This window comes from Petroclostridium sp. X23, from assembly GCF_030013905.1.
Classification (GTDB): domain Bacteria; phylum Bacillota; class Clostridia; order SK-Y3; family SK-Y3; genus X23.
In genome coordinates this window covers 301,258-328,065 of sequence record NZ_CP124862.1, presented here as the reverse complement: position 1 = coordinate 328,065, position 26,808 = coordinate 301,258, and the positions used below count along the sequence as shown (strand labels likewise).

Here is a 26,808-nt window from a genome sequence, read left to right as displayed (position 1 = left end):
AGAAAAATCGATATATATAAAGATAAATGGCAATATATAGCACCTTTTTATTTGAAATTTTTATGGTATTTTTCGCCACTGTGACTTAAAATATAATATAAAACACGACATAATTCTATAGTTCGTAGCCTATGCTTTAAATATAAGAGTATTTATTAAACAATTCACAATATCGCTAATATACTGCCTATAATCACCGAATTTAGCCAAATTGGATTAGTCCATTATAACAACGAATGTCATTGAATAAACAATTAGAACACACCGTTTTAACGAGGCAGGGATATCCCCACCGTCAAAAAACCTGATCGCTATCTGCCACCTATAGGGTCTTTTGACCTCGTTATAACTATTACAATGTTTTAATAGTAACATTTTTCACATGTGTTTGTTCTAAGTCATTCACAATATAATTGAGTACACTATCAAGTTGTCTTTGTAACCATTCTGGATGATTCCCACTAAATATTGTAAACTCCCAATTAAAATAATACTTAGAATTACTTCGTCTACTTATATTCACATCATGTACTGCACCGCATTCATAAAACATGTTGATTGATGCTTTTAGAGCAGCTTTTATTTTTACGATATTTCGAATATTTTGTTTATCAAATGTTATCCCTGTAAATAATTTAGGCGAAACTAAGCTAGTTCGGGTCACTTTAAAGTTATATCTATTTTCTTTATTCATGAAATTACACCGAGTACATAAGGTTTGTAAATTATGCATTGTCTTACCCTGTGAGAAATTATAATTCAATATCTCCGCTGCCACTAACCGTACTCCTTGATTTGACAAACCACAGCATAAACATGTATGATTATCTCGAAACTTTACAGCTTTTATTAATTCCTTTTCCTGTGCTGAATCCATAGCTAATTGTAGACTTTCACTACTTTCGCTTGTATTCTCAATAACACCTTCCCTTGAGAACAGCAATTTGTTTACATACATATCCACTGCCGTTTTAAAGTGAAAGAAATGTTCATATAAATATGGCCAGACACCACCAATTTCATTATATTCTTTAAGTAAATAATTATATTGTGCATTAGGTGTCATATTAATAAAATTCGATGCAATACTTTCAATATCACATTTATCCCTGTCATAAAAGTGATAAAACCGCGGAGAAGAGCTATTTTGTGCAATATGTCTGCAAATGTTACAAATATCTTGAAAAAGACCTTTATTCATTGAAGTATGTAGAATGTTAAAATACTTATCGAATAATTTCTGTGTTTCCACATATAATGCTTTGTCTTGAATATCTTCATTCTCCCATATATCATCTAAAGATACCAATGCATTTGAAATCAACTCTTCCCAAATTTGTCGATCTATTTCATATACCAAAACCGTATCTTTGACTATTTCTATTCTTTCACCTTCGGCATTTTTAATAGAAACATATTCTGTCTCATACCATCCGATTGGTATTTTTTCTTTGAAATTGGGTATCTTGACGCTTTTAAAAGTCATATTAGAAATAAGACTTCGCACTAAGGAAATAGATACTTTTTCCATAGGATAGGATACTTGGTGTACTCTTCCTTCTTCAATTCCTCCGGCTAAGTCAGGTCTTGCCCATGCAATTGTTTTATCCCAACTATCTCCAAATAGGACAATATTGGCATTTTCTTTCTTTCCTCCTGCCCGTTTCCCCCGTAATGCTCGTCCTATCATTTGCTGCAACAAAATATGACTTGTAGTATCACGGGTTATAAAAACTGTATTTACATCTGGAATGTCTGCACCTTCCGTAAACATTTTTATATTCAATAACACATCTAATTCGCCATTTCTAAATTCATTTATTATTTCGGTATTTGATTTTTCACTATGCTCATTTCTTTTTTGATAATATATTGTATCTGCTTTAATCCCATATTCAATCAATTTATTCTTAAAATATATACATTGATACCATCTATCTAGAAAGAAAATCGTCTTTTTATAAGTTTTGCGATTTTTAAGATAATCATTAACTATATAGTCATTTCTTTCTTTATTTGCAGCTAATTCTTCAATAATATTTTCAGGAATATCAGAATGAAATCTGATTATCTTATTGAACTCTTCATCTGTAAGTTCAATCCTAATGGGAGTTTTCTTTCTCATTATATTTTCTTTTGCTAATATTTTCTGTTTTTGTAATAGTTCTTTCTCAACTTGATAAACAATTCCACCATCGAATATTTTCCACAACCATCCTCTTTGCATTCTGTTAGTATAAGTGGGTGTAGCTGTCAAACCTAGCATCCAAACATTTTCAGCTAATTCTTTGACTTTATTTAACATATTTCTGCATCCTCGTGCAGGAGCGTGATGAGCTTCATCCAATATGACTATTAACCCATTTCTTCCATTATACTTAATATAGTCACTTAATTTACTATCATCTTTTCCAAGTGATTTCATAGCAGTTTGAGTTGTAATAATGATTACATCATCATTTTCGTTAATATCAGAAACATTCATATGCTCATTATTACTTGAAATAATTTTGATTTTGATGTTTCCATTATTATTCCTAATAGTGTAATAAGCCTGATTTAAGAGTTCAAAAGATTGTGCAAACCAAATTACTTTTTTAGGCCTTTTTTCAATTATTTGATTTATCCATGTTACTGCTGTAAATGTTTTTCCTCCACCAGTAGGTATCACAAGCAATCCTGATAAACTGCTTTCATTTTTTGATACAGAAAAAAATTTATTCAAACAGGAAATTGCTTCTTTTTGATGTGGAAATAACTTATAAACATTCATATAAAAATCCTCCTGTGCAAAAGCTATATTTTCATTATCAAATACATTCCCGCACCATCCTCTGTGGTTGGCCTCAAGTCAAATCCTTGTTTTTCGTAAAATCTCTCTTTTCCTTTTGCACTTATCAACTCAAGACTAACATACCATCCTTCTGGAATTTGCTCAATAATATATTTCTTTATATCCTGAATAATTAATGTACCAATGCCCTTACGCTGAAAGTCCGGATGAACAATTAAATCTTTTATATAAAAAGACATCGCTCTATCTCCGCAAAGCCGTGCAACAGCAATAACCTTCTCAGCAGAATAAACAGCAAAAGTACACAAGGAATTCTCAAGTGCTTTCTCCGCTTGCTCATATGGCAATTCTCCCCAACCAACTAATGAAAATAAATAAATAAATTCTTTTGTATTAATTGAATTTCTTTTTTGTGTCCACATATTAATTTTCATTCCTTTCACTTCGCTTAAGCACAATCATTATCAAAATATCTGAGCTTTTTCAGTATTCACTATTCTTACATTGAAGTATATGGTACACCATAGAGCACGGAGATGGAAATAGTGTTGAAAGGACAGCCATAACAACACCACCTTTTGTGACTATGCTCTTATTATAGCCAAAATATATTTTTTTGTCTAACATGATTATTACAAATTTTGCCTAATTAAACTAAAGCTTCGAAATTTTTTAAAACTAATATTGGAAATAGTAATATCCGCATTTTGCAGCTCAAAATCTTCTAACAAATGCATCAAAAAACACGCATTTTGGGTCATTAACCATGTTGGTGAGTTAACGAGTCATCGATGCGTGTAACTCTTGATACAACTCGATTTTCAGCGTTTTTGATAACACAACACAATAAGAGGCTATGCCCTGAAAATCGTGTTCTTTTAGCTTCAGGTGCTAGTGGGGGCAACTTCGTGCAGGTTCAAGTCCTGTTTCTCGCACCAGATATGAAAAGAATTCCAGCGATAATTATAATCGATGGAATTCTTTTTTTGCATTTTTTAGTAAACTTCTGAAAAAATTCTAACAAATGCTCTTATAAAAAATCTGTATTGATAAAAAGAAAGACTTGTGTTTTTTGCTTTTAATATGAGATTAAATCCCGTAACATATAAAAATTTGTTACCCTGTGCTTAACATGAAGATATTTTTCTGCTCTATCTAAAAGCACTGTTCTCAATCCCAGTTCTTTCGGAGTTATGTAATCATTTTTGAAATCATCACCTACAAACAATATTTTAGAAAGCGGCACATCCGCTTTGTCTATTGCAGCCTTATAAATATTATAATGCGGTTTTTTCCATCCTTCATTAATTGATGTAATGATAAAATCAAAATATTTGTAAATTCCGTTGGTTTTCAATAATTCTTCAATACCGCCGCTAACCATAAAATTAGATACAACTCCCAAATTGTACTTTTTTGTAAGTTCCGTAATTATTTCTTTTACATCGTTCCTAACATAGCATTTGCTTTTATATGTATCCCAAAAGTTTTTATATAAGCAATCAGCAATTTTTTGAACTGCTTGTTCATCTTTATTACAGATCTTTAATCCAGCTACCATCTGCAATCTCTCATAAACTTCATACTCTTTACCTTGAGGCAGCTTATTTGCAATCACTTCAATTGCATATTTATAACTTTCATAGAAATCTTCAAATCCATCCCACAAGCCCTCTACCCCTGAACCTTCATATGCCCAAAGAGCATAACCCTTTAAACCAGGCAGCTCCGTCAAATCAACCAACGTTTCCATACAATCAAATAATATCCAACTAATATTTTTCATATTTAATTAATACCCTCATAGATTTTTTATTACTTATTATTTTTATACTATATCGCCATATCTATTTGATGCACCGTACCGGCACCACCATCTTCCTTTAAAAAGATACTTGAAGTTCTCATCGTTCCGAGTGTTTTGTTTTCAGCGTCCTTATATTGGTAAGCAGTGTCTATATTTCCCAGATATATCGCACCTATTCCTTTTTCTCCCAATGCAAATAGTTTGTTGTTTCCGTTTTCATCTTTTGTCCATATACGCAGTTTTTCATAGATGATATCACTCTCATCAATCCATCCGTTTCCATCTTGATCATATGCTTGCAGCTCTTTAAACCCGTCACCGGTTTTGGGACCAAAAAGCTCGCTGCCGTCATTGATGATTCCATCATTGTTTAAATCCAAAGCTAGAAAACCGCTTCCCTGCCCCACAAAAGATATCTGATCGTCAGATCCATCCATATCAATATCAAAGGCGTATTTTTGATCTGTTAATTCGGTTAAACCGATATCATAATTGATAACCAACGGATCTATGGCGGCATCACCGGCAAGCAGCCGTATATCATTTTGTGATATAAATTCCCTGCTCATATTCAGTTGGACATCAATACTGATTTTTCTGCCGTCAGTCGTTTGGATCAATCCTCTTGTATTAAATGACAGCGTTTCCTTTTCATAATAAGTCTCATGATAATGATACTCAAGTCCCCACCCTTGTCTGTTACTCATAAGATTTTCCGCATTTGGTGAAGCTGTGGCTTCAATATCATTTTTGGGCCGCTTCAACTTTATGTTGTCCATTAAAACGAATTTAAATTTCTTACCGGTTAGCTTTTCAAGCAGCTTTTCAAGCAACATAATTTTTTGTTTATCTTCATCCCTGATAGAAAATTCAATGCATTCTTCCGAGTCGGTCTTTTTAATAGAAGAGGACAGCGACTGGTTCGCCTTTTGCCCTTGTTCGGATATTTCAAAGATATCTTGAGATGCTAAAAGATTCATATCTGATAAATCATCCCGCTCTTTAGAATCCGATCTTTGTTCTCCTATCCAAAAGTTTAGAGACTCTTCTTTTTTGGCCCATTTTTTCATGTCATGGGTGCTCTCCATGCTCATGTGTGAAGTTTGAATTTTCATACATATTGCCTCCTTGCATTTTCTGTTAATCCTTATATGATATATATCGGTATTATTTTAGTAAGATTAACATTAAATGTAAGAATTATTTTAATTGTTCAAGACTTTTGTATAGATCGGTTTTATCCCCTCTGTCCCATGTACCGTAGATTTTTTCAGATATCTCCGGCGGAAGCGGCAGTGTTTTTAAATGGTTTTCTTTATATTGATGATGTATCTCTTTAGAATACTTTTCACAAAGATAACAATTCCCTCCCCATGAAAAAACATTTCGCATTTTTTCATAAATCATCTCAAAAGGCTGATCAGCGATATTGCCAAAGGAAATATTGAGAAACTCACAGGGCTGCACATCTCCTTTTGCATTGATGTAAAAACGATCGATTCCTCCTGCCGTACACCCGAAAACCGCTGCGTCCTCTTCTATAATCTGAGCGGAAATGGAAGGATAACGTGCAAATTCCTGCTGCGTATTATATTTATTTACCTTTTCTTTCACCAAGGCGATATCCTTTTCATCAAACAATATATCTTCCTTCTCAAGCCATGCCCCTGATGGTTTGGGTTTTATCAACTGAATCATGCATGCATGAAAATCTTTGGCAGTGTCCATAATTTCTTCAAAAGTCCCATTATAAAAGTCTTCTCTCATCAGACAAGTATTGAATGCCACAGCGATATCCGCATCATGACACATCTCTACGGCTTTCTGAAGCGTATCCCAGGCAGAATCATTCCCCATAAAGCGATTGAGATCTTCCGGTTGAGGACTGTGTAAAGAGAACATTACTGCGGTTACATTCAGTTTTCTCAGTTCTTTTAATTTTTCTATTGTCATTCCTACTCCTGTTGAGTTTATCCAAATTTCCGATCTTTCATCAATAGAGGAACACAAATTTTTTAACCGGTCATATGCGAGAAAAGGTTCACCACCTTCTATATTATAGAAAGCCACGCCCCTCTCCTGAAGAACCTGTGCAGCATTCACCAAAGTATCTATATTCACATCTTTCCCTTTGTCCAACTTTTGATAACAGTGACTGCATCGGTTTGTACAGGCCGATGTGACCGATATCAGCACCGTAGCACAGGGCATGGCCCCATCAAAATGCATGAATTTTTTACATGCCGTATAAAAGGCTTTTGATGGAAAACCGGGTACATATAGATCCAGTCGGGTTTTATCTCCGATTCTTACAAACTTATTGTGCTGCATCCTTGATAAAAAAATTAAAAGCCTTCTTAGAAAAAGAATAAAATTTTTTAGCGACAACTTGCGTTTTAAAATATAAGGAATAAAATGGAACAAAACACTAATTTTTAGTTTCAGATTAAAGAGTATCTTATTATTCCCCGTAATGTTTGTTATTTCAATCATGGTGATCATCCCCCTAAAGAAATCCATTTTCTTTATACCATTTCACTGTCTTTTTGATTCCTTCTTCAAGACTATATCGGTTCTTAAACCCTAACACTTGTTCTGCTTTTTTAGTTGAAAATTCAATATTATCATAAAACATGTTTACCCTTCCACGGGTTAGAAGAGGTGGCTTGCGGGAACCAAACAATGTATACAATAACTCCATGATGAAGGCGGCCGGATAGATGAAGCTTTTAGAAATATTCAATGGTTTCTTGATCCCTGCCTCTTTACAGAATAGTGTATATATTTTATCCATGTTTTCGGCTTTTTGATTGCCGATAATAATGCAGTGAGTACTTTCCAATTTCTTTCTATATGCTAAGTAATAAGCATAGGCGACATCATCGGCATAGACTACATGAAATTTATTTTTTTTAGAACCGGGCAGCATTGGAATACCTGAAGCGGCAGTGCTAAGATACTCGTAAAATCCGGTATTGAATTCCCGTTCTCCATATACCCATACCGGTTCCATCATGGTGATGTTCAAGCCGTTTTCTTGTGCAAATTGAAGCGCTGCCTTTTTAGCCAGTGCCTTGGTATCCCTGTAGTAATTTAAGCGGCATGGAAAAATGTTATCAGCAAAATATTTGTAATGAGAGTGATACGGTGAGTTTTCATCTTTTATGCAATCATTGTTTTCTTCACCGTAAACCGAATTGGAACCGGTTAAAATAATGTTCTTGATGCCTGTTTTTTTACATGCTTTTAATACGTTTAATGTTCCTGTCGCATTCATATCGTAAAAATCCTGGTAAGTGCCCCAATCGGATGCCTTTGCGGCATTATGGATGATAAAATCATACCCGGCAAAAGCCTTTAGCAAGTCATCTATGTTTCGGATATCTCCATATCTTAAATCCACCGGAAGACTCTCTATATTTGTAAGACTGCTGCCTTCCCTGACAAGGCATCCGATATGAATGCCCTGTTTGCAGAAATAATGTGCGATATGGCTTCCTATAAATCCTGTCGCGCCGGTAATCATCACATTATTCATGTTCATCCACCTTCTTAAAAAGAAGTAATGCGTTATGACCGCCAAAACCATAGGATGCAGAAAGGGCATAGTTAATATCCTTATTAAATGAAGAGAGAGGTAGATTCAAGTTATCCAACGGATATTCAGTGAGGTTTCCATGTATGACCGAATGCTTAATAGACATAGCTGTTACTGCTGCCTCAATGGCTCCGCTTGCGCCTATGCTGTGACCGATAATTCCTTTTGTAGAATTGATGTAGGGCTGCGATTCCTTATCTCCGAAAATCGTTTGTATGATCTTGGCCTCGATATCGTCATTTAAAACAGTCCCGGTACCATGGGCATTGATATAATCTATTTTATAACCGTTAGATATCTTATTGTAAAGTTTTAAAATATTTTCACCGGATGGATCCATTTGTACAATATTATATGCATCACTGGAACATTCATAACCGATGATCTCAGCATATATACGTGCCCCACGTTTTTTGGCACTTTGGAGCTCTTCAAGAATCAACATGCAGCCTGCACCCTCGTTAAACAAAAACCCGCTTCTTTTATGAGAAAACGGAAGCGGTCCGCCATCCGGTGACTTTGTCAACGTTGTAAGCATATCAAAGCCTCTCATAATTGCACCGCTTTTGTCAGTCAATGCTTCAACACCACCGGCGATAGCAATGTCGCACCGACCTCCTAAAATATTTCTATATGCTTCACCGATAGCAAAACTTCCCGATGCACAGGATGCGTTAATAGTATAGTTAAATCCTTGGATGCCAAATAAGATGGATACCCACGCCGAAGCAGCATTGGGCATGAGCATTGGGATCACCATTCTATGATATCTGGGAGATGCTGCTCTTTTATCTGTATCTTCTTCATCGATTGGCGCAGTATGTGCCGTATAGGATTCCAATGCCGTTTGAAGACTGCTCATCCCTATTCCTATGGTAATAGAACAGTTTTCAGGAATATCGGTATGAAAACTTTTTTCTTTGCTTTCCACTCTAAATCCGGCATCTTCTAAAGCCAGCTTGGTGCATAAAACAGAAAGCTTTGCGGTATCTTCCATTACATTTTCCAACGATGCATGAACGCCATAATCAGCTAGAGAGAATATAGGTTTCGGCACAAAATACCGTGATTTAAAACGGTAGTTTTTCTCATAGCAAGGAGGAATTTCAGATAAGTTTGTTTTCATCCCTATAATGCTGTTGAAGAACGTTTCCTTTCCTATGCCAACTGCCGTTGCAGGGCCCATTCCTGTAATCACAACTCGTTTTCGCATATCCTTCTCCTTCATTTATTTGGTATCTTACAACATGTCTACAAATTTTATAACTTCTTTTAAATACTCTTTTGGATTTTCAAAATCCCTGGCGCTGCATTTATATGTGCATAGATCTATTTTTTTCCTCTTATCATATAACAATTTTACATTTGAATCTTTTATCTCTCCAATTTTATAAAAACTAAGATGATGCTTTTCAGCCTCTTGTATGAATTCTTCCTGCTTTTCCCGATTGATAGTAAAAAGCAGCTCGTATTCCCCACATTCTCCTAAAAAAAGCAGTTCTTTCGGAACATGCAAGAATTTAGAAAGCAATAATCCTTGTTGATCATAAGGGAGACTGTTTACCTCAAAACCTGCATTACTTAATTCTGTAATCGTGCTAAGTGCATTATAAGAACCGTCACTGGTGTCTATGCAGCAATGACTGTACTTTTTAATCAATTGCACCTCTTTGCTTCGAAGCTTGAACCGGTTCTTGAATCTGTTTGTAATATTTTTGATAACAGGATGGTTTGAGTACAGTTTTAAAGCAGCTTCTACATTCCCTATTCCGATATTCCCGGTAATAAAAATAGCATCTCCTATTTTTGCACTGCTCCTAAGCATCGGATTTCCTTCCATTTCTCCAATCACCGATCCGGTGTATCTCCATCTATCGGAAGTACCAAAATCGCCTCCAATAAAAGCCGTACCGGTTTCTCTGAGTACATCCGCAATGCCTTTGGCCAGTTGTTCAATAAATGATTTGGTCCAAGTTTTATTGATCACAAGACTATGGGCATAATATACCGGAACCCCTCCTGCCGCATAGATATCACTGATACTGCCGACAGCCATATTCCATCCCAATACATAAGGATCATGTTCCCTCAACATATCTTCTTCTGAAAATTCATCGATATTATAAACCATTTTTTTCCCGTTAAAGTTTACGATTTCAGCGTCGGATTCAAAAACTTTGTTAAATTGCTTTGTAGTTTTTGGCATTTGCTCTTGTATGCTACGGATGAATTCCTTTTCTTTACTCATTTTTCACCTCACATATCAACTCTATCGGATATTGTACGCATTCGATGGTACAAGGAAGAAATCCTCTGGGATCACCGTCAAATTCTATTTCAGGATTCTCACTTTGTCCTAAAATTTCAATCTTCTCTACATAGTCAAGAGAGATATGATTGTTATTTACAATCCTGTTGCCGCTGTATATCTGTTTGAAAATCTTCAACCAGTTCATCCATCGTAAATTTCTTACCATCAAACAATAAAACTTCTCGTCTTCTGGCTGCAAGTCATTTTTTACCTTGATACCCGAGGCGATATAGGTTGTTTTTCCGATGGATATATTGAACACATCATGATAGATTCTTTTATCGCCGTTTATTATGGTAGCAAAAGCACAAGGCCGGTATAGCATAAGACTTTTGATCATAGAAATAAATGTACCGGCAATATCACCGAGATATTTTCGTATTCCGTTGTTGGCGTTTCTCGCGATAAAAGCACCTATTCCGATATTGGTACAGCAGGCAAAATAGCTGGTCACCACATCTTCAGTAACCCTGCTTATAGGGAGGTTATCATATTTCGGATAATTGGTCCGTGCATGAATGATTTTTCCTATTTGAATTTTTTTACTTTTCCCTTCAAGCAGAATCCTAACTGCCGGCTGGACTTTTATCGGAATACAATAACTCTTACAAAAATCCGGACTTGTCCCGGTATAGATCACACCCAGCCGTGCATTTGAAATTTTACTGCCGGAGGAAACATCATAAAACCCATTTATAACTCTATTGATGGTTCCATCTCCCCCAACGGCAACGATCACATCATATCCTGTTTTATTCGCTGCTACCGAAAATCTATATGCTTCTTCCAATGAACCAGTAATTTTATAGTCATAAGTAATATTATTACTATCAAGAAAATGAAAGATCTCTTTAAATAATCTCTTGCTTTTCCCTCCCTTGGAACCGGGATTCATAATGAGGTAATATCTCATAGAGCACACCTTTTTATAATAGCTCCCGCTTCCTCTACCGTATCTTTTGAAAGATTCGCGCCGGCAATTAATCTTACACGGCCTTCCCCAATAGGTACCGATGGTTCGATAAACGGAGTTGTAAGAATACCATTTTCAAAAAGTCTTTTAAAGATTGCAGCTGTGCTTTCTTTGCAACCTGCCTTAATAGTATTAATAGGTGCCTCACTTCGAACAGTTTCGAATCCTGCCTTACGAAGACTATCAAAAATTACTTGCTGATAGTATCTCATTTTTTGCTTTAACAATGAAAATTCTTTATATACAATATCTAAAACCGCTTCAATTCCGGCTAAAACCGGAGGGGGAAGCGCCGTTGAATAAACCAAATGCGGACAGTAATATTTCAGATAGTTAATAATCTTCCCATCTCCACTGATGATTCCCCCTGCATTGGCGAATGCTTTCCCAAGAGAGGCAGTATAAATCCCTTTATATGAGGTAATGTTCTGTTCTTCCAATATCCCTTTTCCGGATTCCCCTAGTACACCTATCCCATGTGAATCATCTATGACAGGAAGTGCATTGTAAATATCACACAATGCCAACATCTCTTTAAATGGTGCAATGCTGCCATCAGTAGAAAATACCGATTCCGTCACCACAAAGATCTGATCATATTGGGCTGACCGCTTTAAGATGCTCTGAAGATGATCGATATCGTTATGCAGAAACGGTCTGATTTTACACCCGGCAGCTTTTATACCTTGTATTAACGATGAATGGGCAAAACGGTCTACCACAATAAGATCCTCTTTTTTAGCTATGGAAGGAAACAACCCATTATTTGCTTGATAGCATGAGGGAAGAATCATCGTCTCTTCAAGTCCTAAAAAATTTGATAACTTGTGTTCCAGCCTTTGAAAAAGATCAATATATCCTGTTGATATAGGTGTAGCACAAAGAGATACGCCATATTCATACACTGCTGCTGCAGCAGCTTTTTTCACTCTTACATCCGATGCCAAACCCAGATAATTATTTGAAGCCAGATTAATGACTTGTCTTCCATTGATCATAATTTTGTCATCCAAACCGGGTGAGATGGGTATATAATAGGGATTGATACCTATTGTTTCGCTCAGGCTTTCATCTACTCTAAACCTTTGGTGAAAATCCTTAAACGCCATCATTGTTCTCCTTTAATTTTTGCACAATATCATTGATAGAAATAATATCAGCAAAATCGCTTTCATCTATCGTAATTGAAAATTCATCTTCCAGCGCGGAAATGATCATCAGCTTATCGAAAGAATCCACCATTAAATCTTCTACCAATCTGCTATTAATAGTAATATCCGTATCTTTTTGCAAATTACTCTTTATGGTTGAAATAATCCTTTCTTCCAAATTCATTTTACGACCTCCTATAACACTTTGTCTTGTGCTGAGAGTCACACATCACTGCGCATATATTGCAATTTGTACATTTTGAAACGTAGCTCTCATTTTTTTCTACCTTTTGTACGATATCCGGTTCGCATATGAAAGGTCTGCATAGGCTTACAAAGTCTGCAAATCCATCATGCAAACAATCTTGCATTTCCTTTCCTGTTCTGAAACCACCTACACAAATAATCGGGATATCGGTAATCTCTTTCGCTGCCGTGGCATGTTCCAAATTATATACAGGAGTGAAAGGTTTTAGCTTGGTTTTCATGTACGGGTAAATGAGTGAATGAAAAATTGCTTTATTTACTGCTCCGTTTGCTTTGAACACCGGATTGTATTTTAAAATCACTTCTAACGGGACCCCTCCCCTAAAGATATTCAGCGCATAATCCATCGTGCCATAGCTGATTTCAATGGCATTCACTTTTTTAGAATCCAGGAAACCGATCAAGTTTTTAAACTGGGAGGTGGAGAATCTTTTAAAATAATCATCGCTTGCGCTTACTTTCACAAGAAGCGGAAAATCATACCCACATACGTTTCGAATCTCATCAATGACCAAGTCCAAAAATTTTGTGCCGATTCCGGTCGTTCTATCCACCCCAAACTCATCTTTTCGGTTATTGATGGACGGCAAAATAAATTGATGTACAAGATATCCGTGGGCCGCATGTAATTGTATACCGTCAAATCCCGACATCTTTGCGTATTGTGCGCTTTGTCCAAATGCTCTGATAATTTCATGGATTTTTTTAGCGGATAACTTTATGGGATTACTTCTAAAATAAGTTGATTTTTTTTGAGAAACCCCATAGACTTCACAGCCCGTATCTATTCTTCTGGTTTGTCTCCCCGTATGTGCCAACTGCATAAAAATCTTCGCGCCATATTTGTGCACATGGTTGTTTACAGTTAAGAAATGCTCGATTTTTTTCTCATTGTCCATTCCCGCCTGTCCGGGCTGCATGGCTTTCCCTTCGGGTGAGATATAGGCAAAGCCTGTAATAATGGCACCAACACCGCCGGATGCTAATTGTTCATACATCTTATGGTATTCAGGTAAAGGAAATCCGGTTGCATCACACATGCCTTCAAAGGTTGCGGAGCGGATGATTCTATTTTTCAGCCGGCATGTTCCTATCTTTCCTTGCTCAAACAATTTCATCTTATTTTTCTCCTATGATTTCGGATTTGTATGCAAATCAAATAAAAAGCCTACGAATATATATGCCATCAGAAAAAGTACAATGGATAATTCGGTATTATACAAGGCAATCAACGCTGCCTGTCCGCATGTACATGCTCTGAAATTCGCAGCCAACGAATAATATGTCTTTCTGCCTTTAGGGTTTTTGTAATATAGATACCCTGTCCAAACCTCTAAAAATATGGTCAGTATACCTAGGATCAGAAACATATTATTCACACGGGCGACAATAGCACCATTAAAATAAAGCATCATAAAGATGACCGCAGGCATAAAAGATGAAAGTATTGCAATGTACCGTGACTTTTCAATGCCCAGTTGAACCACAATGGTCTTTTTATCTGCTTCCTTATCGCCTTTATAATCCTTAAAATATGTGTAAAATGTCATCAGGCCGTTCATCACAGCCACCAATATCATTACAGAAATTCTGCTTGATGTAAAATACGGCGATTGTGTAGGGCCTGCAGACAGGAACCCAAAAGCGGTACACATGGATATCATCAGACCAAATACGATATTGCCAAAGATTCCATACCCTTTTGCATATTCATATACAACATTTAGTAAAACACCCAGCACTGCCGGTATTAATGCTATAGGTTCCAGATAAAAAAATATAATCAAAACAGTAATCAATAGTAAAAATCCGGTAAACAGCAGCGCTTTATGCGGCTGCAATTCGCCGGTCACCATCGGACGATGCGGCGCATTAATCCGGTCTTCTTTTAATCCGAGATAATCATTGATGATTTGATTGATTCCCCAGCTTAGAAACAGCATTACCAGTATCACTGCTTTTTTTTCTGCTAATGGGACCAATTCCACTGTCTTGAATGACGATTTTGCGATATATTCATAAAAAGCCATTCCGATCCACCCGGCAATACCCGTAATAAATGCATAATATAGCCTCATTGATTTAATATACGCTTTAAAAAACGAAAGCATGATCTTTCCCCCCAAAACATCTCAAATCTCTTGCAGCCTCTTCCGTATATAATCATAATCAAAAGATGACGATATGCGTCTGTCTTCACCGTCCAATATCCTGTAGTGTTGAGAAATCAAATTCTGTTGTATTCGATAAACTCCTTTACTTTCAACATCTTTCCACCAGACTTTTCCACCCATTGTTTTTTCATAGTTGTTTTCATACCCGTTAAAAGCCAATGTCAGGATGATATCCTGCGGCTGTCCTCCAAATGTCATTTGAAGTATTTCGCTGTCTTTAAAGATTGTGCACAATGCTACTGCTCCGGTCCAGCCTAAGGTTGACCGTCCTTTTTCAATCTGGACCAGCGTTTTTTTTGACATACCAAGTATTTCTGCCATCTTATCTTGTGTATAGTCATTTTCGGTCCGTATCATTTTTAATTTTTCATCTAACTTTTTAACAAAACCTACTCTATCCATATACTTTTACTCTCCTTTAGTGTAATTTTACACTATTCAAATATAGATGTAAATATATTTTTAGAATGATATCAAAATAATTATTTTATCATCAGGGGAAAATATACTTATTCCTGATATGATCAAATAACAAATAAAGGAAGTGTTTACCATATCTATTATTTGGGTGGTAATTATTCGTTCTGTAGTTTCTTTTTTTGCGTTGTTAGTGCTAATACGAATTATGGGAAAACAACAGGTCTCGGAGCTGACATTTTTTGATTATATTGTCGGCATTACAATAGGCTCAATCGCTTCAACACTTTCGGTTCAGCTAAATCAGAATACCACTGCGACTTTAGTCGGTATGGGAATATGGGTAGTACTTCCCATATTATTAGGCTATCTATGCATGCATAGTGTATGGGTTAGAAAACTTGTCGAAGGAGAAGCTACGGTAGTCGTGGAAAACGGTAAGATTTTAGAAAACAACCTGGGTAGGACCCGTATTACAATTGATGACTTAGTTGCTCAATTGAGAACACAAGGAGTATTTAATATCTCCGATGTTGAGTTTGCTTTATTTGAAAGCAATGGAAAAATAAGCATACAAAAAAAATCTCAAAAGCAGCCGCTTACACCTGGTGATATAAGACTATCAACGCAGTATGACGGTCTGCCTACGAATTTAATTGATGACGGGATCATTCTTATAGATGCGCTACGCTCGCTTAATCTTACGAAAGCCTGGCTGCAACATCAGTTAAGTAAGAAAAATATCAACGATATGTCTCAAGTTTCATTGGCACAGCTGGATACAAAAGGAAACTTATATGTGGATTTGAAGGGTGACCAGCCGTATTTCATTATTCCAACAAATTAATAAGTGCAATATATATTTCAACTACTATGGAGGTTCATGATGAGAAAGAATATTATTTTAATTATTTTGATATATATGTTTACAATGGTATTATGTTCCTGCACTATCTTAAGAAAGCCACTTGACCGTAGATATGAATTCTCAAAACACTTAAAAGAAACGGAAAGCTTTATTAAAAAAGAAGATTGGGATAATGCAGAGAATAGCTTAAAAAATTCACAACGCGCGTGGCATAAAGTGAAGCCTATTCTTCAAGTGGATATAGATCACGATTATGTCAATGATATCGAAAATAACTTTGACCTATTAAAAGCATCTATTCAAACGAAAGAAAAATCCGATGCTTTAGCCACTATTTATTTGATTCAGAATGATTGGTCAAGTATTGATTCAATGTAATACCTATGCTATAAGTGCTTAAGTTGCCAAATCGGGTATCTTTGGCATTTTTTATAGTAGTGTGGAATACCCCTTCAATACTGTTAACTTAATGTTACGAATTGTGGTGATTTAGATTATTATATCATAAATCACCTAATATCACCTGAAGCAGAACGCCACAGGGGGCGTTCCCTACACACTGTACATAACAATTTGTATCAATTAATAAAAAGATCAAGGGATCTTGTAGGGAACGGCCCCCGTGCCGTTCCGCTAACCTCAAGTTTTACTTATCTCTCATCAAGTGTTGCAGTAAAGAATAACTTGTTATAAAAATATAACTGGCTAAACCTTTTTAACACCTCTACCTTATACCTTTGCTCTGTAAATATACTCACATACTCATCTTCATTTCTGATATATTTCCCTTTGTCAAAAAGAGCCATAAAGTGATTACTTACAGGGCAATGATCATAAACACAAGGTTCAATTACGAGGATTTTACCATTATTTTTTAATATTCTTCGATACTCTTTCAAATAATCCGTAAGCTGCTCTGACGGGATGTGGTGCAGCACAGATATAATCAATATATAGTCGATTGAATGTTGTAAAACAGGTATATGCATGTTTTCAATAGTACTAAAATTATATCCCGGATGTACGTGTGCCGCATATTTTACCCTATCAGCATCGACATCCATTCCTAAATAGTTATTAGGAGTAAACATCGTGCAAGATGAACCCACTCCACATCCAAAGTCCAGGATCTTTTTATTGCTAAAGTCAAACTCTTTTAAAACTTTATTGTTTATATAAACTTCTGTAAACCATTTTGGACGTACAAACCAATCATAGATTCTTGGAGATAATTCCATAGTCATCTACTTTTTCACCCTTTATTTAATATGCTAAAAATAATATGCCCAAATAGCCAAAAGTTATTGATAGTAATATACAACAATAATGCTGCATTAAACAATAAATTTAAATTTTAAGCTTTTGATAGAAAAAAGTTTTTGATGGAGCAAGATTATAGCGGTTAGGCATGATGATTTGTTCGGTACTGCCAACAAACAATATCCCTTCAGGTTTTAATGACTGTGTAAACTTTGTATAGATCTCGGTTTTTGCCTCTTCAGTAAAGTAGATCAATACATTACGGCATACAATAAGATCACAATTGCTTGGGTAAGCATCTTTTAAGAGATTATGCTGTGAAAACTCAACACATTTTTTTACTTCGTCTTTTATTTTATAGAAATCTCCTTCTTTTGTAAAAAATTTATTAATATTTTCCTTAGGTACACCCTCAAGACTTTTAGCGTTATATAAACCGATGCTCGCTTTTGCAAGGGCTTCTTTATCAATATCCGTTGCTGTAATTTTGATAGATGCCAATGGAAAAAACTTTGTCAATACCATTGCAAGTGAATAGGGCTCTTCCCCCGTTGAGCAAGCTGCACTCCAAATCTTCAATGTTCTGCTTTTAGCTAAAAGCATTGGAAGAATCTCTTTTTCTAGTATTTCCCATTGTCCCGGGTTCCTATAAAACTCTGAAACATTAATTGTAAGATAATTAATGAATTCATTGTATAATACTTTATTAGACTTTAATTGAGTCACATAGTTGCTAAAGTTTTCAATAGCATTCTTTTTCATGAGAGATTCTATTCTTCTCTTCATTTGTTTTTCTTTATAACAGGTTAGATTAATGCCGGTCATTTTAAATATTTCAATTTTAAAATCTTCATAATCTTTCACTAACATTTCGACACCTCTTTGCAAAAAATGTAATCTTATTCTACCACATCTATATACAAAAAAAAAGCGTGATATATAATAATATCACGCAAATGTAAAGGGGGTCTCAATGTATTTTGTGAGGTCATTCATTATTATTGCCATACAATTAGAATATATACATCATATTCATAAAAAAATAAATACTTTATAAAAATTTTCTGTATATAAAAAGCGACAAAGAATTTACAGCTGCAATCATAAAGTGAGGAGTGGGGAGTGGGGAGATTTTATATTCTCCTCACTATCCACTCCTCACTGGTTAGCAATAAATTCCGCCTAAAATCTATAGTGCGTTTAAAGCAGGTTTTTTAAATCTACTAATTATTCTCAGTTTTATTATTTAACATATCGCCAATTGTGACTTTAACATCTTCACGGTATTCTGAAGGAATCTGATCTTCCTTTTTTTCTTCCTGAGCAGCAGCCGGTGCTGCCTGAGGTTCCGGCTCCCCTAAGAGCTCTCTTATGCTTAAACTTATTTTTTGGCTGTCAAAGTCAAGAGAAGTAATTTTGGCTTCTACCGTACTTCCTAAAGCTAAAACATCTTCCGGCTTACCAATTCTTTTATTAGAAATCTGAGATATATGGATCAATCCGTCTACTCCCGGAATCAATTCTACGAAAGCGCCAAATGGAACCATACGAACCACTTTACATTTCACTACATCGCCTTCATTGAAATTTGATTTTGCGATTTCCCATGGATTGTCTTCTGCTTTTTTAAAGCCCAAAGAGATTCTATTCTTTTCTTTATCCAATTCCAGAATATATACTTCAGCCATATCGCCTTCTTTTAAGACTTGTGACGGATGTTTAATTTTCTTCCATGACAGTTCAGAGATATGAATGAGACCGTCTACGCCTCCCAAATCTACAAATGCTCCAAAGTCGGCAAGCTTCTTAACTGCTCCTGTATATTTCTTTCCAATCTCTGCGGTCTGCCAGAATTCTTCAGCTTTTATCTTTTGTTCTTCTTCCAGCACTACTCTGATAGAGCCGACAGTTCTTCTTTTTTTCTTATTGATATCAATAATTCTTAAGCTAACTTCTCTTTTTAAGAACTGATTCAAATCAGTTATATATCTATCACTTGCCTGCGATGCAGGAACAAATACACGTATTCCATTTACTAAAACAATGATACCGCCATTTACAGCTTCAATTACCTTACCGGTAAGAATTTTCTTGCTTTCCAGTGAGGATTCAATCTCTTCCCAACCTTTAATGGCATCAATTTTTTTCTTGGACAGTAAAACGTTACCTTCTCCATCATCCACTCTAATAATAAATACTTTTATTGGGTCTCCAACCTTTACAAGGTCTTTCGGGTTTAAGGATGGGTCATCGGTTAATTCACTCGCCTTAATAACACCATCAGATTTAAAGCCAAGATCAACATACACTTCATTTTCTGAAACACCAATAACAGTACCCTCTACAATATCACCTGTATTTAAAGTTACCAGAGATTGTTCAAATGCTTCAGCAAAGCTCATTTCAGTTTCGTGGTTTTGCAAGTTTTCTTTTTCAGACATTTTGTCTATAACCTCCTTTATAATCCATGCCGGTGTAGATGCGCCGGCAGTAATACCAATTTTTTTTGACGTATATACGATATCCTGTGGAAGCTCTTCAAAAGTTTCAATATGATAAGTAATTTTACAGTTATTTCTACATATTTCAGCAAGCTTTTGTGTGTTTGAACTGTGCTTTCCACCAATGACTATCATGATATCTACCTGTTTTGCAAGTTTTTCTGTCTCAACTTGTCTATCATTCGTTGCACTACATATTGTATCATAAATCAAAGGATTTTGACATCGCTGCTTTATATCATCGGTTATTCTATCCCAACGTTCTCTATTAATGGTAGTTTGCGCAACTACACAAGTTTTATCAGAACATTTTAATTTTCCTTCAATGTCTTCAATACTACACACAATAATGGCGGAGTTTTCACACCAGCCGTTGATCCCAATGACTTCAGGGTGGTTTTCATCACCGACGATCACAATTTGATATCCTTCATCATAATATTTTTCAACAATTCTATGAATTTTTTTCACATAAGGGCAAGTTGCATCGATATAATCAATTTGATGCGCTTCTAAGTCAGTATAACTGCTTTTGCCTATCCCATGCGTTCGGATAATGATTTTAGCGTTTGGATCGGAAATATCTGTGATAGATTCAACCATACCAACACCTTTGGATTTTAAGTCATCAACTACCTGCTGATTATGAATAATAGGACCTAATGTAAGGATACCCGAATGTGCTTGTTTTACATTTTCATAAACAGTATCTATAGCCCTGTTTACTCCAAAGCAGAATCCAGCTGTTTTTGCTATAATAATTTCCAACTAATTCTCCTCCATAAGCATTCTAATATGATTCATTATATTATTACTGATAGATTGCAGCTGCTCCATTGATAGCTTGTGATCAAAATATTCATCATAATATAAAGGATGTCCAATATTAATGGTTATCTTACTAAATAATTTATAGGCTCCTGTAACACCAACCGGTATTACAGGCACTTTTGCCTTTGTTGCAATCAAAGCGACTCCTGGTTTTGCTGCCCCTACTTCACCGTTTTTGTTTCTTGTTCCTTCAGGATACATGGCAAGAACCTTACCTTCATTAAGAATAGCAATAGATTTTTTTATCGCGGTAATATCTCCCATTCCCCTTTTCACCGGAAAAGCACCTAAAGCATTTATGATAGATCCTAATAACGGTACCTTGAATAGCTCTTCTTTCGCCATGAATACAAGCTGTCTGGGCATAAAAACCCCTATAATGGGCGGATCAAAGGTGCTTTTATGATTAAAACAAATAATACACGCACCCTCTGTAGGGATATTTTTAATACCTTTGATATCCATTCTATATAAAACTCCAGCCGCAGTTTTGATAATCCATTTAACGATACTGTAAAACATTACATTAACCTTTCCCTAATCAAATTTGATACAACAGCCACCGATTGTTCCAAATCATTATTAGTAGTATCAATGATGACCGCATCTTCGGCCGCTTTTAACGGGGCGAATTCTCTGCTGCTATCATTCTTATCCCTATATTCAATATCTTTTTTTACTTGCTCAAAACTGCAGTCACTGTATTTTAATTTCATCTCTTCGTATCTTCTTCTTGCACGGTCCTCCACTGAAGCAGTCAGAAATATTTTGATATCTGCATCAGGAAGAACGTATGTACCAATATCTCTGCCGTCCATAATCACATTATTCTGTGCTGCCAGCATCCTCTGCAATTCTACCAGCTTTATCCTAACTTGCGGAATGGCTGCCACATTGGAAGCTCCTACTGAAACTTCAGGAGTTCTGATTGCCTGCGTAACGTCTTCACCATCCAACAATACGACTTGTCCATCTTCATCATGTTTAATATTGATATCTATATTCTCCAATATAATACATATTTTATTTGCTTCCTTGGTATTAATGTTGTTCTTGATCGCTTTTAGCGCCACCGCCCTATACATGGCCCCAGTATCTATATAAATGAAGCCCAGCTGTTTGGCTACAATTTTAGCAATTGTACTTTTCCCTGCACCGGCAGGTCCGTCTATTGCTACTTTAATAGTAGTCATTAATAACAACACCCCTTATATTCAATTTTATAATTATTCTATAAAAAAGTCAAAAATCCTTTTTTTTTGTAAAAAAACTTATGTTCGCTGAAATATTAGTTTCATCGCAAAGCTTTTTTCTACTTGCTGAAACTAACAATCATCACTTTATAAGCAATCATCTAAATAAATCAAAACTTATTTTCCCAAATAAAAGTATCATGACACAAATAAAAACCGGCTTAATAATTTTAGATCCATTTTTTATTGCCAGCCCTGATCCTATCCAATTTCCAAGTATTCCAAAAAAAACAGCCGGTATGCCTATTGCAAAAAAGACTTTCCCATTGGCTATAAATGTTATCACAGCCGAAATATTGGATGCAAGATTTACCAGTTTCGCATTACCGGAAGCAGTTGTTAGATTGAATCCTATTATCCCCGTATAAGCAAGAATAAGAAATGCCCCTGTTCCGGGACCAAAAAATCCATCATAAGCGCCTATAATCAATCCTGATAATACAGACAAGACAATGATTTTATGATCTGATAAATGAACACTTTTATTATTTTCACCAAACCTTCTTTTTGTTAGAATAAACACTGCTATAATAGGAAGTAAAACAACTAGGCAATACTGCAGATACTTTTCATCAAGTGCCAGTGCTGCTTTTGCTCCCGCGAAAGAACCTATCAATGCACTAATGATGGACACAATAGCAGACTTCATATGAATATGCTTGCTTTTGATGAAACGAAGCGCAGAAAAAAAAGTACCAAAGGTTGAAGAGAATTTGTTTGTACCATATGCAAAATGTATTGGAAGTCCTATAAATAGATAAGAAGGTAAGGAAATCAAGCCTCCTCCGCCGGCTATTGAATCGACAAAACCAGCTGCAAAGACCAACGGACATATTATTAATAAATCACTCAGTTCGACTTGCATTCATTTTCCTACTTTCATAATTTTCCTAATATCAAAAAATTGGAATATATCACAATAATATATTCCATCAGAACAGACTGGATTCCACTTTACAATATCAAAAGGGTGCTACGACACAATTATATTTTAGTGTGCGTTATCTATATCTATTCAGCCAAGTCCGGCCTCAATTTTTTAGCATTCCCAAGATATACATGCTTGATTTCATCTAAACTTTTGTCACTGTTTAGATGCAGCATGACACGTATACATTTCGGCAAACTCCCCGGAACTTCCATCTCAACCGCTGTCATTAGCGGTACATTTGCCAGGCCGAGTTCACGTGCAGCAACCGGAGGAAATGCAGCGGTTATATCATTCGTCACAGTAAAAAATATACTAACCATATCACTATTCGAAACGTCATTGCTTTGAATGATTTCAACTAATAATTGCTTTGTTTTATTTATAATTTGTTCCTTTGTATTCTCATCAACGGTGATAGCCCCTCTAATCGCTCTAACAGACATTCTATATCCTCTTCTTTCTAAACAACTCTATGTCCTAGTCCGATCGCAACTTCATTTAAATGAAGAAGTCCGATTCCAAAGAAAATCGCAACACTTATATGGTCTTCAAATCGTGCGATGCCAATTTTCCCCCCGACATTTAATCCAATCGCTTTATTCATAATCTGTGATAAAGCTTCTCTTGTGGCTCCGGCTACTGCGCCTTCTTCAGAGTGTGAATCTTGAATAACACCTTCGCGTTTTGCAGATACTACCGCTCTCTCTACTATCTTCATTACAGAGCTGATAAATTCCCCTCCATAATCAACAGCAGCAGTATGAATGCCGATCTTTTGATACTCTGATTGCAATGCTTTCTCTTCATGCCGGTCACTTGTGAGAGATATCTTTATTGCCGCGCTTGCAATGTCTTTGCTTCCAAATTTTTTCATCTACATCCCCTAATTATAGTATTTGAGTATATTATATAGTAATCATTGTCATACTACAATATTATTTCAAAAAAATTCTAGCTAAAACCCCAATATTTCTATCTATTTCGATTTCTTTTCCGTTACAATTGGACATAATGTTATCACTTGTATTTACGATCTGTACTTTAAATGGTACTTCAACTTTTGTTCCATCTATTTCAATGATACAATTATTTCTTACATCTATAACTGCGGTTTCTTCAGTAAAATCATATTCCACGGTTCCGTTTAATAATATTTTTATATTGGCATCGGGAGTAGTATTTATTAGCTTTACCGTAACTTGCCCTTTTTTAAACACTTCATCTAAATCATTAATATCGACACCTTCATACCGGTCGATATCCGTAAAGAACGTTCTGGTAGTTTCGTTGAACAAGCCGATTTGTGAAATAATAAGCGTAAATACAAAAATAGAAGAAAGAAGTGCTAAAAATCTTTCGAATTTTTTATTTATTATATTTAGTTTTGATAAACGAGAAAATAGATTTTTAATACTTTTGAAGACCACCCTAATCCCTCCCAATTCGTACATAAAATAATAATTCATAGTATATTATGCACAAAAAGGGAAAAAAATACACTCGATTATTCAGTGAGACAATAGTACCCGGCAAGATATCCTGTTGAAAAAGCGATCTGCAGGTTAAATCCTCCGGTATATGCGTCTACATCTAATACTTCTCCCGCAAAATATAATCCTTTGATTATTTTCGATTCCATCGTTGAAGGATTAACTTCATCCACATTAATGCCTCCGGAAGTAATAATAGCTTCTTCAATAGGTCTGAAACCCGTGATATTTAGTGTCAATTCTTTCAAAGTTTTAATAATAGAAAAACGCTCCTGTCGGGTTATTTGATTTACCGGCTTATCCTCAGGAATACCCGATAATTTAATAATAACCGGTATTAATTTTTTGGGAAGCAGCTCATCTAAAGCATTTGAATAATGCTTTCTAGAGTATTTTTCAAAATCTCTTTGTATTCTTTTATCTAATTGTTCTTCCGATAAAGCCGGTTTAAGGTCAATCCTTAACATATATCTGTGATTCTCTATATCTCTCATATGTGAACTTGCGCTCAGAATCACAGGTCCTGAAACACCAAAATGCGTAAAAAGCATTTCTCCAAAGTCAGTGTATAATTTTTTCGCCTTTTCATCCAGTATGGTGATAGATATATTCTTTAAAGACAACCCTTGCAGCTCTTTTATCCAAGGTTCTGATACTTCCAAAGGTACCAGAGAAGGCTTAAGAGTAGTAACAGTATGTCCTGCCTCTTTTGCAAATTTATAGCCGTCACCGGTAGAGCCTGTCCCGGGATAAGATATGCCTCCAGTTGCCACAATGACAGCATCTGCATCTATTTCGCTACCATTATCCAATTGGACGCCTGTTACCTTATCATTATGAAATAAGATCCTCTTAACACCGCTATATTGTATTTTAACATGATTACGTGATATATATTTTTCAAGCGCTTTTACCACATCTAACGCTTTATCCGAAGACGGAAAAACCCTTCCGCCCCTTTCTACCTTAACCTCTAATCCCAATTCTTCAAACAACGCTAATAAATCAGTATTAGAGAATGTGTAAAATGCGCTATACAGGAAATTACTATTAATCGGAACATTATCGATGAGGCCTTCCACATCGGTATTATTAGTAATGTTACATCTGCCTTTTCCTGTAATAAGCAATTTTCTTCCTAAACGCGAGTTTTTTTCAAGCAATACGACATCCAATCCTCTTTTGCCTGCGGTTCCGGCAGCCAGCATCCCCGCTGCGCCGCCACCAACCACAATTATCCTTTTATGATCCATCAAAATATTTCACTTCCCCAAGTTATTGTAATTAATAGTGAATAGTGAATAGTTAAAGAAGCCAAATCAAATGATTTTCCATTTATGATTATATACGTCACACTAAGTATATTACATACTCGTTCAAAAATGTAACATGAGGACAGGGCCGCAGTCCGGTCAAAAACCAAGCCTGACAGCAGACCAGTCCCCATGTCACATTTTTTCTTCTACGCCTGATTATAGTATATTTGTGTTATTTATATCTCCATTAACTATCGACTATTGTCTATTACTTATTCGTTATCATGTATTCACTATTACTTATTCACTATTACTTATTAATTATCCAAGTGGCTCGTGTCATTTAATAACCCCAGCACATTCCTATCTTTTCGTATTTCAATAATACTTAATGATGTATTCCCTAACCATAGCTGGTTAAAATGAGATAAATCCATATCCAGCAATGATAAGATCGCAATCTTTAACGATGCACCATGAGATACTATAATGATATTACCGTTATCATACTCATCAATTATTTTATTTATTCCTGCCATCACTCTTTGTTGAACTTTATATAAAGTTCCTTCTCCCGGAAACTCTACTATATGCGGTGCCATTTTCCATTGATTGAAATCATATTCCTTAAGATTTATTATTTCTTCTCTAGTCAGCCCTTCCCAAGCACCAAAATGAATCTCTCTGAGTTCAGGGAATTTAGTGACCTGCATGTGATGTGGCTCAGCAATATAGTTTGCTGTTTGGAATGCCCGGTCTAAATCGCTGGCAAAAACAGCATCAAAATCAAGCTTTGATAATCTTTTGGATATTTTCTTGGCTTGTTCTACTCCTTCATCACATAAAGGGATATTCGAAGAACCCTGAAAGCGATTCACTTTATTCCATTCAGTCAAACCGTGTCTGATAAAAAATAGTTTCATCAT

Annotated in this window: 27 protein-coding genes; 2 read left to right on the top strand and 25 right to left on the bottom strand. The window is 35.7% G+C overall.

The window, feature by feature from the left end; all coding sequences use genetic code 11:
- Positions 1-352: 352 nt before the first annotated feature.
- From QKW49_RS01565 to QKW49_RS01500, 14 genes are all read right to left on the bottom strand, one after another.
- Positions 353-2,773 carry a DEAD/DEAH box helicase gene (locus QKW49_RS01565; protein WP_282865845.1) on the bottom strand — a complete coding sequence of 807 codons (2,421 nt, stop codon included), beginning with the start codon at positions 2,771-2,773 and terminating at the stop codon, positions 353-355.
- A gap of 23 nt (positions 2,774-2,796) precedes the next feature.
- On the bottom strand, positions 2,797-3,228 hold the full coding sequence (locus tag QKW49_RS01560; protein ID WP_282865843.1) for a GNAT family N-acetyltransferase: 432 nt from the start codon (positions 3,226-3,228) through the stop codon (positions 2,797-2,799).
- 644 nt (positions 3,229-3,872) lie between these two features.
- Positions 3,873-4,580, bottom strand: coding sequence for an HAD family hydrolase (locus QKW49_RS01555; RefSeq protein WP_282865842.1), 708 nt, complete (start codon positions 4,578-4,580; stop codon positions 3,873-3,875).
- 47 nt (positions 4,581-4,627) lie between these two features.
- Positions 4,628-5,716 carry a hypothetical protein gene (locus tag QKW49_RS01550; RefSeq protein ID WP_282865841.1) on the bottom strand — a complete coding sequence of 363 codons (1,089 nt, stop codon included), beginning with the start codon at positions 5,714-5,716 and terminating at the stop codon, positions 4,628-4,630.
- Positions 5,717-5,801: 85 nt separating this feature from the next.
- Positions 5,802-7,094 carry a radical SAM protein gene (locus QKW49_RS01545; RefSeq protein WP_282865840.1) on the bottom strand — a complete coding sequence of 431 codons (1,293 nt, stop codon included), beginning with the start codon at positions 7,092-7,094 and terminating at the stop codon, positions 5,802-5,804.
- Between the two features lie 13 nt (positions 7,095-7,107).
- Positions 7,108-8,139 (bottom strand): NAD-dependent epimerase/dehydratase family protein, encoded by a 1,032-nt coding sequence (locus QKW49_RS01540; RefSeq protein WP_282865839.1) that lies wholly within the window; start codon positions 8,137-8,139, stop codon positions 7,108-7,110.
- Entirely contained in the window at positions 8,132-9,412 is a 1,281-nt protein-coding gene (locus tag QKW49_RS01535; RefSeq protein ID WP_282865838.1) for a beta-ketoacyl-[acyl-carrier-protein] synthase family protein, read from the bottom strand. Before QKW49_RS01535 ends, QKW49_RS01540 begins: the two co-directional genes overlap by 8 nt.
- 27 nt (positions 9,413-9,439) lie before the next feature.
- Positions 9,440-10,447 carry a thiamine-phosphate kinase gene (locus tag QKW49_RS01530; protein ID WP_282865837.1) on the bottom strand — a complete coding sequence of 336 codons (1,008 nt, stop codon included), beginning with the start codon at positions 10,445-10,447 and terminating at the stop codon, positions 9,440-9,442.
- The gene (locus QKW49_RS01525) at positions 10,440-11,423 is read right to left on the bottom strand and encodes a diacylglycerol kinase family protein (protein ID WP_282865836.1); all 984 of its coding nucleotides are present in this window, start codon (positions 11,421-11,423) and stop codon (positions 10,440-10,442) included. Before QKW49_RS01525 ends, QKW49_RS01530 begins: the two co-directional genes overlap by 8 nt.
- The gene (locus tag QKW49_RS01520) at positions 11,420-12,595 is read right to left on the bottom strand and encodes a pyridoxal phosphate-dependent aminotransferase family protein (RefSeq protein WP_282865835.1); all 1,176 of its coding nucleotides are present in this window, start codon (positions 12,593-12,595) and stop codon (positions 11,420-11,422) included. The genes QKW49_RS01525 and QKW49_RS01520 overlap by 4 nt, the downstream gene beginning before the upstream one ends.
- On the bottom strand, positions 12,582-12,818 hold the full coding sequence (locus QKW49_RS01515) for an acyl carrier protein (RefSeq protein ID WP_282865833.1): 237 nt from the start codon (positions 12,816-12,818) through the stop codon (positions 12,582-12,584). Before QKW49_RS01515 ends, QKW49_RS01520 begins: the two co-directional genes overlap by 14 nt.
- Before the next feature lies 1 nt (position 12,819).
- A complete protein-coding gene (locus tag QKW49_RS01510; RefSeq protein WP_282865832.1) occupies positions 12,820-14,019 on the bottom strand; it encodes an NADH:flavin oxidoreductase in 1,200 nt (399 codons plus the stop codon).
- A gap of 12 nt (positions 14,020-14,031) precedes the next feature.
- Positions 14,032-15,012, bottom strand: coding sequence for a UbiA family prenyltransferase (locus tag QKW49_RS01505; protein ID WP_282865831.1), 981 nt, complete (start codon positions 15,010-15,012; stop codon positions 14,032-14,034).
- Positions 15,013-15,033: 21 nt separating this feature from the next.
- On the bottom strand, positions 15,034-15,477 hold the full coding sequence (locus QKW49_RS01500; protein WP_282865830.1) for a helix-turn-helix domain-containing protein: 444 nt from the start codon (positions 15,475-15,477) through the stop codon (positions 15,034-15,036).
- Positions 15,478-15,700: 223 nt separating this feature from the next.
- Between QKW49_RS01500 and QKW49_RS01495 the strand changes: the two genes are divergently transcribed.
- Entirely contained in the window at positions 15,701-16,339 is a 639-nt protein-coding gene (locus QKW49_RS01495; RefSeq protein ID WP_282865829.1) for a DUF421 domain-containing protein, read from the top strand.
- Positions 16,340-16,378: 39 nt separating this feature from the next.
- A complete protein-coding gene (locus QKW49_RS01490) occupies positions 16,379-16,738 on the top strand; it encodes a DUF4363 family protein (RefSeq protein ID WP_282865828.1) in 360 nt (119 codons plus the stop codon).
- 272 nt (positions 16,739-17,010) lie between these two features.
- Here QKW49_RS01490 and QKW49_RS01485 read toward each other — a convergent pair whose 3' ends face one another.
- The 11 genes from QKW49_RS01485 to QKW49_RS01435 all read right to left on the bottom strand — a co-directional run bounded on the left by QKW49_RS01485 (position 17,011) and on the right by QKW49_RS01435 (position 26,808).
- Complete coding sequence (locus tag QKW49_RS01485) at positions 17,011-17,604, bottom strand: class I SAM-dependent methyltransferase (protein ID WP_282865827.1); 594 nt, start codon at positions 17,602-17,604, stop codon at positions 17,011-17,013.
- A 103-nt stretch (positions 17,605-17,707) separates the two neighbouring features.
- Positions 17,708-18,490 (bottom strand): protein-glutamate O-methyltransferase CheR, encoded by a 783-nt coding sequence (locus QKW49_RS01480; RefSeq protein ID WP_282865825.1) that lies wholly within the window; start codon positions 18,488-18,490, stop codon positions 17,708-17,710.
- A gap of 353 nt (positions 18,491-18,843) precedes the next feature.
- Positions 18,844-20,889 (bottom strand): bifunctional 4-hydroxy-3-methylbut-2-enyl diphosphate reductase/30S ribosomal protein S1, encoded by a 2,046-nt coding sequence (locus QKW49_RS01475; protein ID WP_282865824.1) that lies wholly within the window; start codon positions 20,887-20,889, stop codon positions 18,844-18,846.
- Entirely contained in the window at positions 20,890-21,474 is a 585-nt protein-coding gene (locus QKW49_RS01470; RefSeq protein ID WP_282865823.1) for a lysophospholipid acyltransferase family protein, read from the bottom strand.
- Positions 21,474-22,145: a (d)CMP kinase gene (gene cmk, locus QKW49_RS01465; RefSeq protein WP_282865822.1), complete on the bottom strand. Its 672-nt coding sequence runs from the start codon at positions 22,143-22,145 to the stop codon at positions 21,474-21,476. The genes QKW49_RS01470 and cmk overlap by 1 nt, the downstream gene beginning before the upstream one ends.
- Before the next feature lie 157 nt (positions 22,146-22,302).
- A complete protein-coding gene (locus QKW49_RS01460; protein ID WP_282865821.1) occupies positions 22,303-23,070 on the bottom strand; it encodes a TSUP family transporter in 768 nt (255 codons plus the stop codon).
- A 146-nt stretch (positions 23,071-23,216) separates the two neighbouring features.
- Positions 23,217-23,579 (bottom strand): chorismate mutase, encoded by a 363-nt coding sequence (gene aroH, locus QKW49_RS01455; RefSeq protein ID WP_282865820.1) that lies wholly within the window; start codon positions 23,577-23,579, stop codon positions 23,217-23,219.
- A gap of 17 nt (positions 23,580-23,596) precedes the next feature.
- Complete coding sequence (locus QKW49_RS01450) at positions 23,597-24,010, bottom strand: HutP family protein (RefSeq protein ID WP_282865819.1); 414 nt, start codon at positions 24,008-24,010, stop codon at positions 23,597-23,599.
- A 61-nt stretch (positions 24,011-24,071) separates the two neighbouring features.
- Positions 24,072-24,563, bottom strand: a complete 492-nt coding sequence (locus QKW49_RS01445) for a hypothetical protein (RefSeq protein ID WP_282865818.1) — start codon at positions 24,561-24,563, stop codon at positions 24,072-24,074.
- 77 nt (positions 24,564-24,640) lie between these two features.
- Positions 24,641-25,879, bottom strand: a complete 1,239-nt coding sequence (locus tag QKW49_RS01440) for an NAD(P)/FAD-dependent oxidoreductase (protein ID WP_282868033.1) — start codon at positions 25,877-25,879, stop codon at positions 24,641-24,643.
- Between the two features lie 320 nt (positions 25,880-26,199).
- Positions 26,200-26,808 carry a histidine phosphatase family protein gene (locus QKW49_RS01435; protein ID WP_282865817.1) on the bottom strand — a complete coding sequence of 203 codons (609 nt, stop codon included), beginning with the start codon at positions 26,806-26,808 and terminating at the stop codon, positions 26,200-26,202.

Bases quoted from the DNA above. Each gene is read 5' to 3' on its own strand.
- QKW49_RS01565 (WP_282865845.1), bottom strand. From the start codon at position 2,773: ATGAATGTTTATAAGTTATTTCCACATCAAAAAGAAGCAATTTCCTGT.
- QKW49_RS01560 (WP_282865843.1), bottom strand. From the start codon at position 3,228: ATGAAAATTAATATGTGGACACAAAAAAGAAATTCAATTAATACAAAA.
- QKW49_RS01555 (WP_282865842.1), bottom strand. From the start codon at position 4,580: ATGAAAAATATTAGTTGGATATTATTTGATTGTATGGAAACGTTGGTT.
- QKW49_RS01550 (WP_282865841.1), bottom strand. From the start codon at position 5,716: ATGAAAATTCAAACTTCACACATGAGCATGGAGAGCACCCATGACATG.
- QKW49_RS01545 (WP_282865840.1), bottom strand. From the start codon at position 7,094: ATGATTGAAATAACAAACATTACGGGGAATAATAAGATACTCTTTAAT.
- QKW49_RS01540 (WP_282865839.1), bottom strand. From the start codon at position 8,139: ATGAATAATGTGATGATTACCGGCGCGACAGGATTTATAGGAAGCCAT.
- QKW49_RS01535 (WP_282865838.1), bottom strand. From the start codon at position 9,412: ATGCGAAAACGAGTTGTGATTACAGGAATGGGCCCTGCAACGGCAGTT.
- QKW49_RS01530 (WP_282865837.1), bottom strand. From the start codon at position 10,447: ATGAGTAAAGAAAAGGAATTCATCCGTAGCATACAAGAGCAAATGCCA.
- QKW49_RS01525 (WP_282865836.1), bottom strand. From the start codon at position 11,423: ATGAGATATTACCTCATTATGAATCCCGGTTCCAAGGGAGGGAAAAGC.
- QKW49_RS01520 (WP_282865835.1), bottom strand. From the start codon at position 12,595: ATGATGGCGTTTAAGGATTTTCACCAAAGGTTTAGAGTAGATGAAAGC.
- QKW49_RS01515 (WP_282865833.1), bottom strand. From the start codon at position 12,818: ATGAATTTGGAAGAAAGGATTATTTCAACCATAAAGAGTAATTTGCAA.
- QKW49_RS01510 (WP_282865832.1), bottom strand. From the start codon at position 14,019: ATGAAATTGTTTGAGCAAGGAAAGATAGGAACATGCCGGCTGAAAAAT.
- QKW49_RS01505 (WP_282865831.1), bottom strand. From the start codon at position 15,012: ATGCTTTCGTTTTTTAAAGCGTATATTAAATCAATGAGGCTATATTAT.
- QKW49_RS01500 (WP_282865830.1), bottom strand. From the start codon at position 15,477: ATGGATAGAGTAGGTTTTGTTAAAAAGTTAGATGAAAAATTAAAAATG.
- QKW49_RS01495 (WP_282865829.1), top strand. From the start codon at position 15,701: ATGGGAAAACAACAGGTCTCGGAGCTGACATTTTTTGATTATATTGTC.
- QKW49_RS01490 (WP_282865828.1), top strand. From the start codon at position 16,379: ATGAGAAAGAATATTATTTTAATTATTTTGATATATATGTTTACAATG.
- QKW49_RS01485 (WP_282865827.1), bottom strand. From the start codon at position 17,604: ATGACTATGGAATTATCTCCAAGAATCTATGATTGGTTTGTACGTCCA.
- QKW49_RS01480 (WP_282865825.1), bottom strand. From the start codon at position 18,490: ATGTTAGTGAAAGATTATGAAGATTTTAAAATTGAAATATTTAAAATG.
- QKW49_RS01470 (WP_282865823.1), bottom strand. From the start codon at position 21,474: ATGTTTTACAGTATCGTTAAATGGATTATCAAAACTGCGGCTGGAGTT.
- cmk (WP_282865822.1), bottom strand. From the start codon at position 22,145: ATGACTACTATTAAAGTAGCAATAGACGGACCTGCCGGTGCAGGGAAA.
- QKW49_RS01460 (WP_282865821.1), bottom strand. From the start codon at position 23,070: ATGCAAGTCGAACTGAGTGATTTATTAATAATATGTCCGTTGGTCTTT.
- aroH (WP_282865820.1), bottom strand. From the start codon at position 23,579: ATGTCTGTTAGAGCGATTAGAGGGGCTATCACCGTTGATGAGAATACA.
- QKW49_RS01450 (WP_282865819.1), bottom strand. From the start codon at position 24,010: ATGAAAAAATTTGGAAGCAAAGACATTGCAAGCGCGGCAATAAAGATA.
- QKW49_RS01440 (WP_282868033.1), bottom strand. From the start codon at position 25,879: ATGGATCATAAAAGGATAATTGTGGTTGGTGGCGGCGCAGCGGGGATG.
- QKW49_RS01435 (WP_282865817.1), bottom strand. From the start codon at position 26,808: ATGATGAAACTATTTTTTATCAGACACGGTTTGACTGAATGGAATAAA.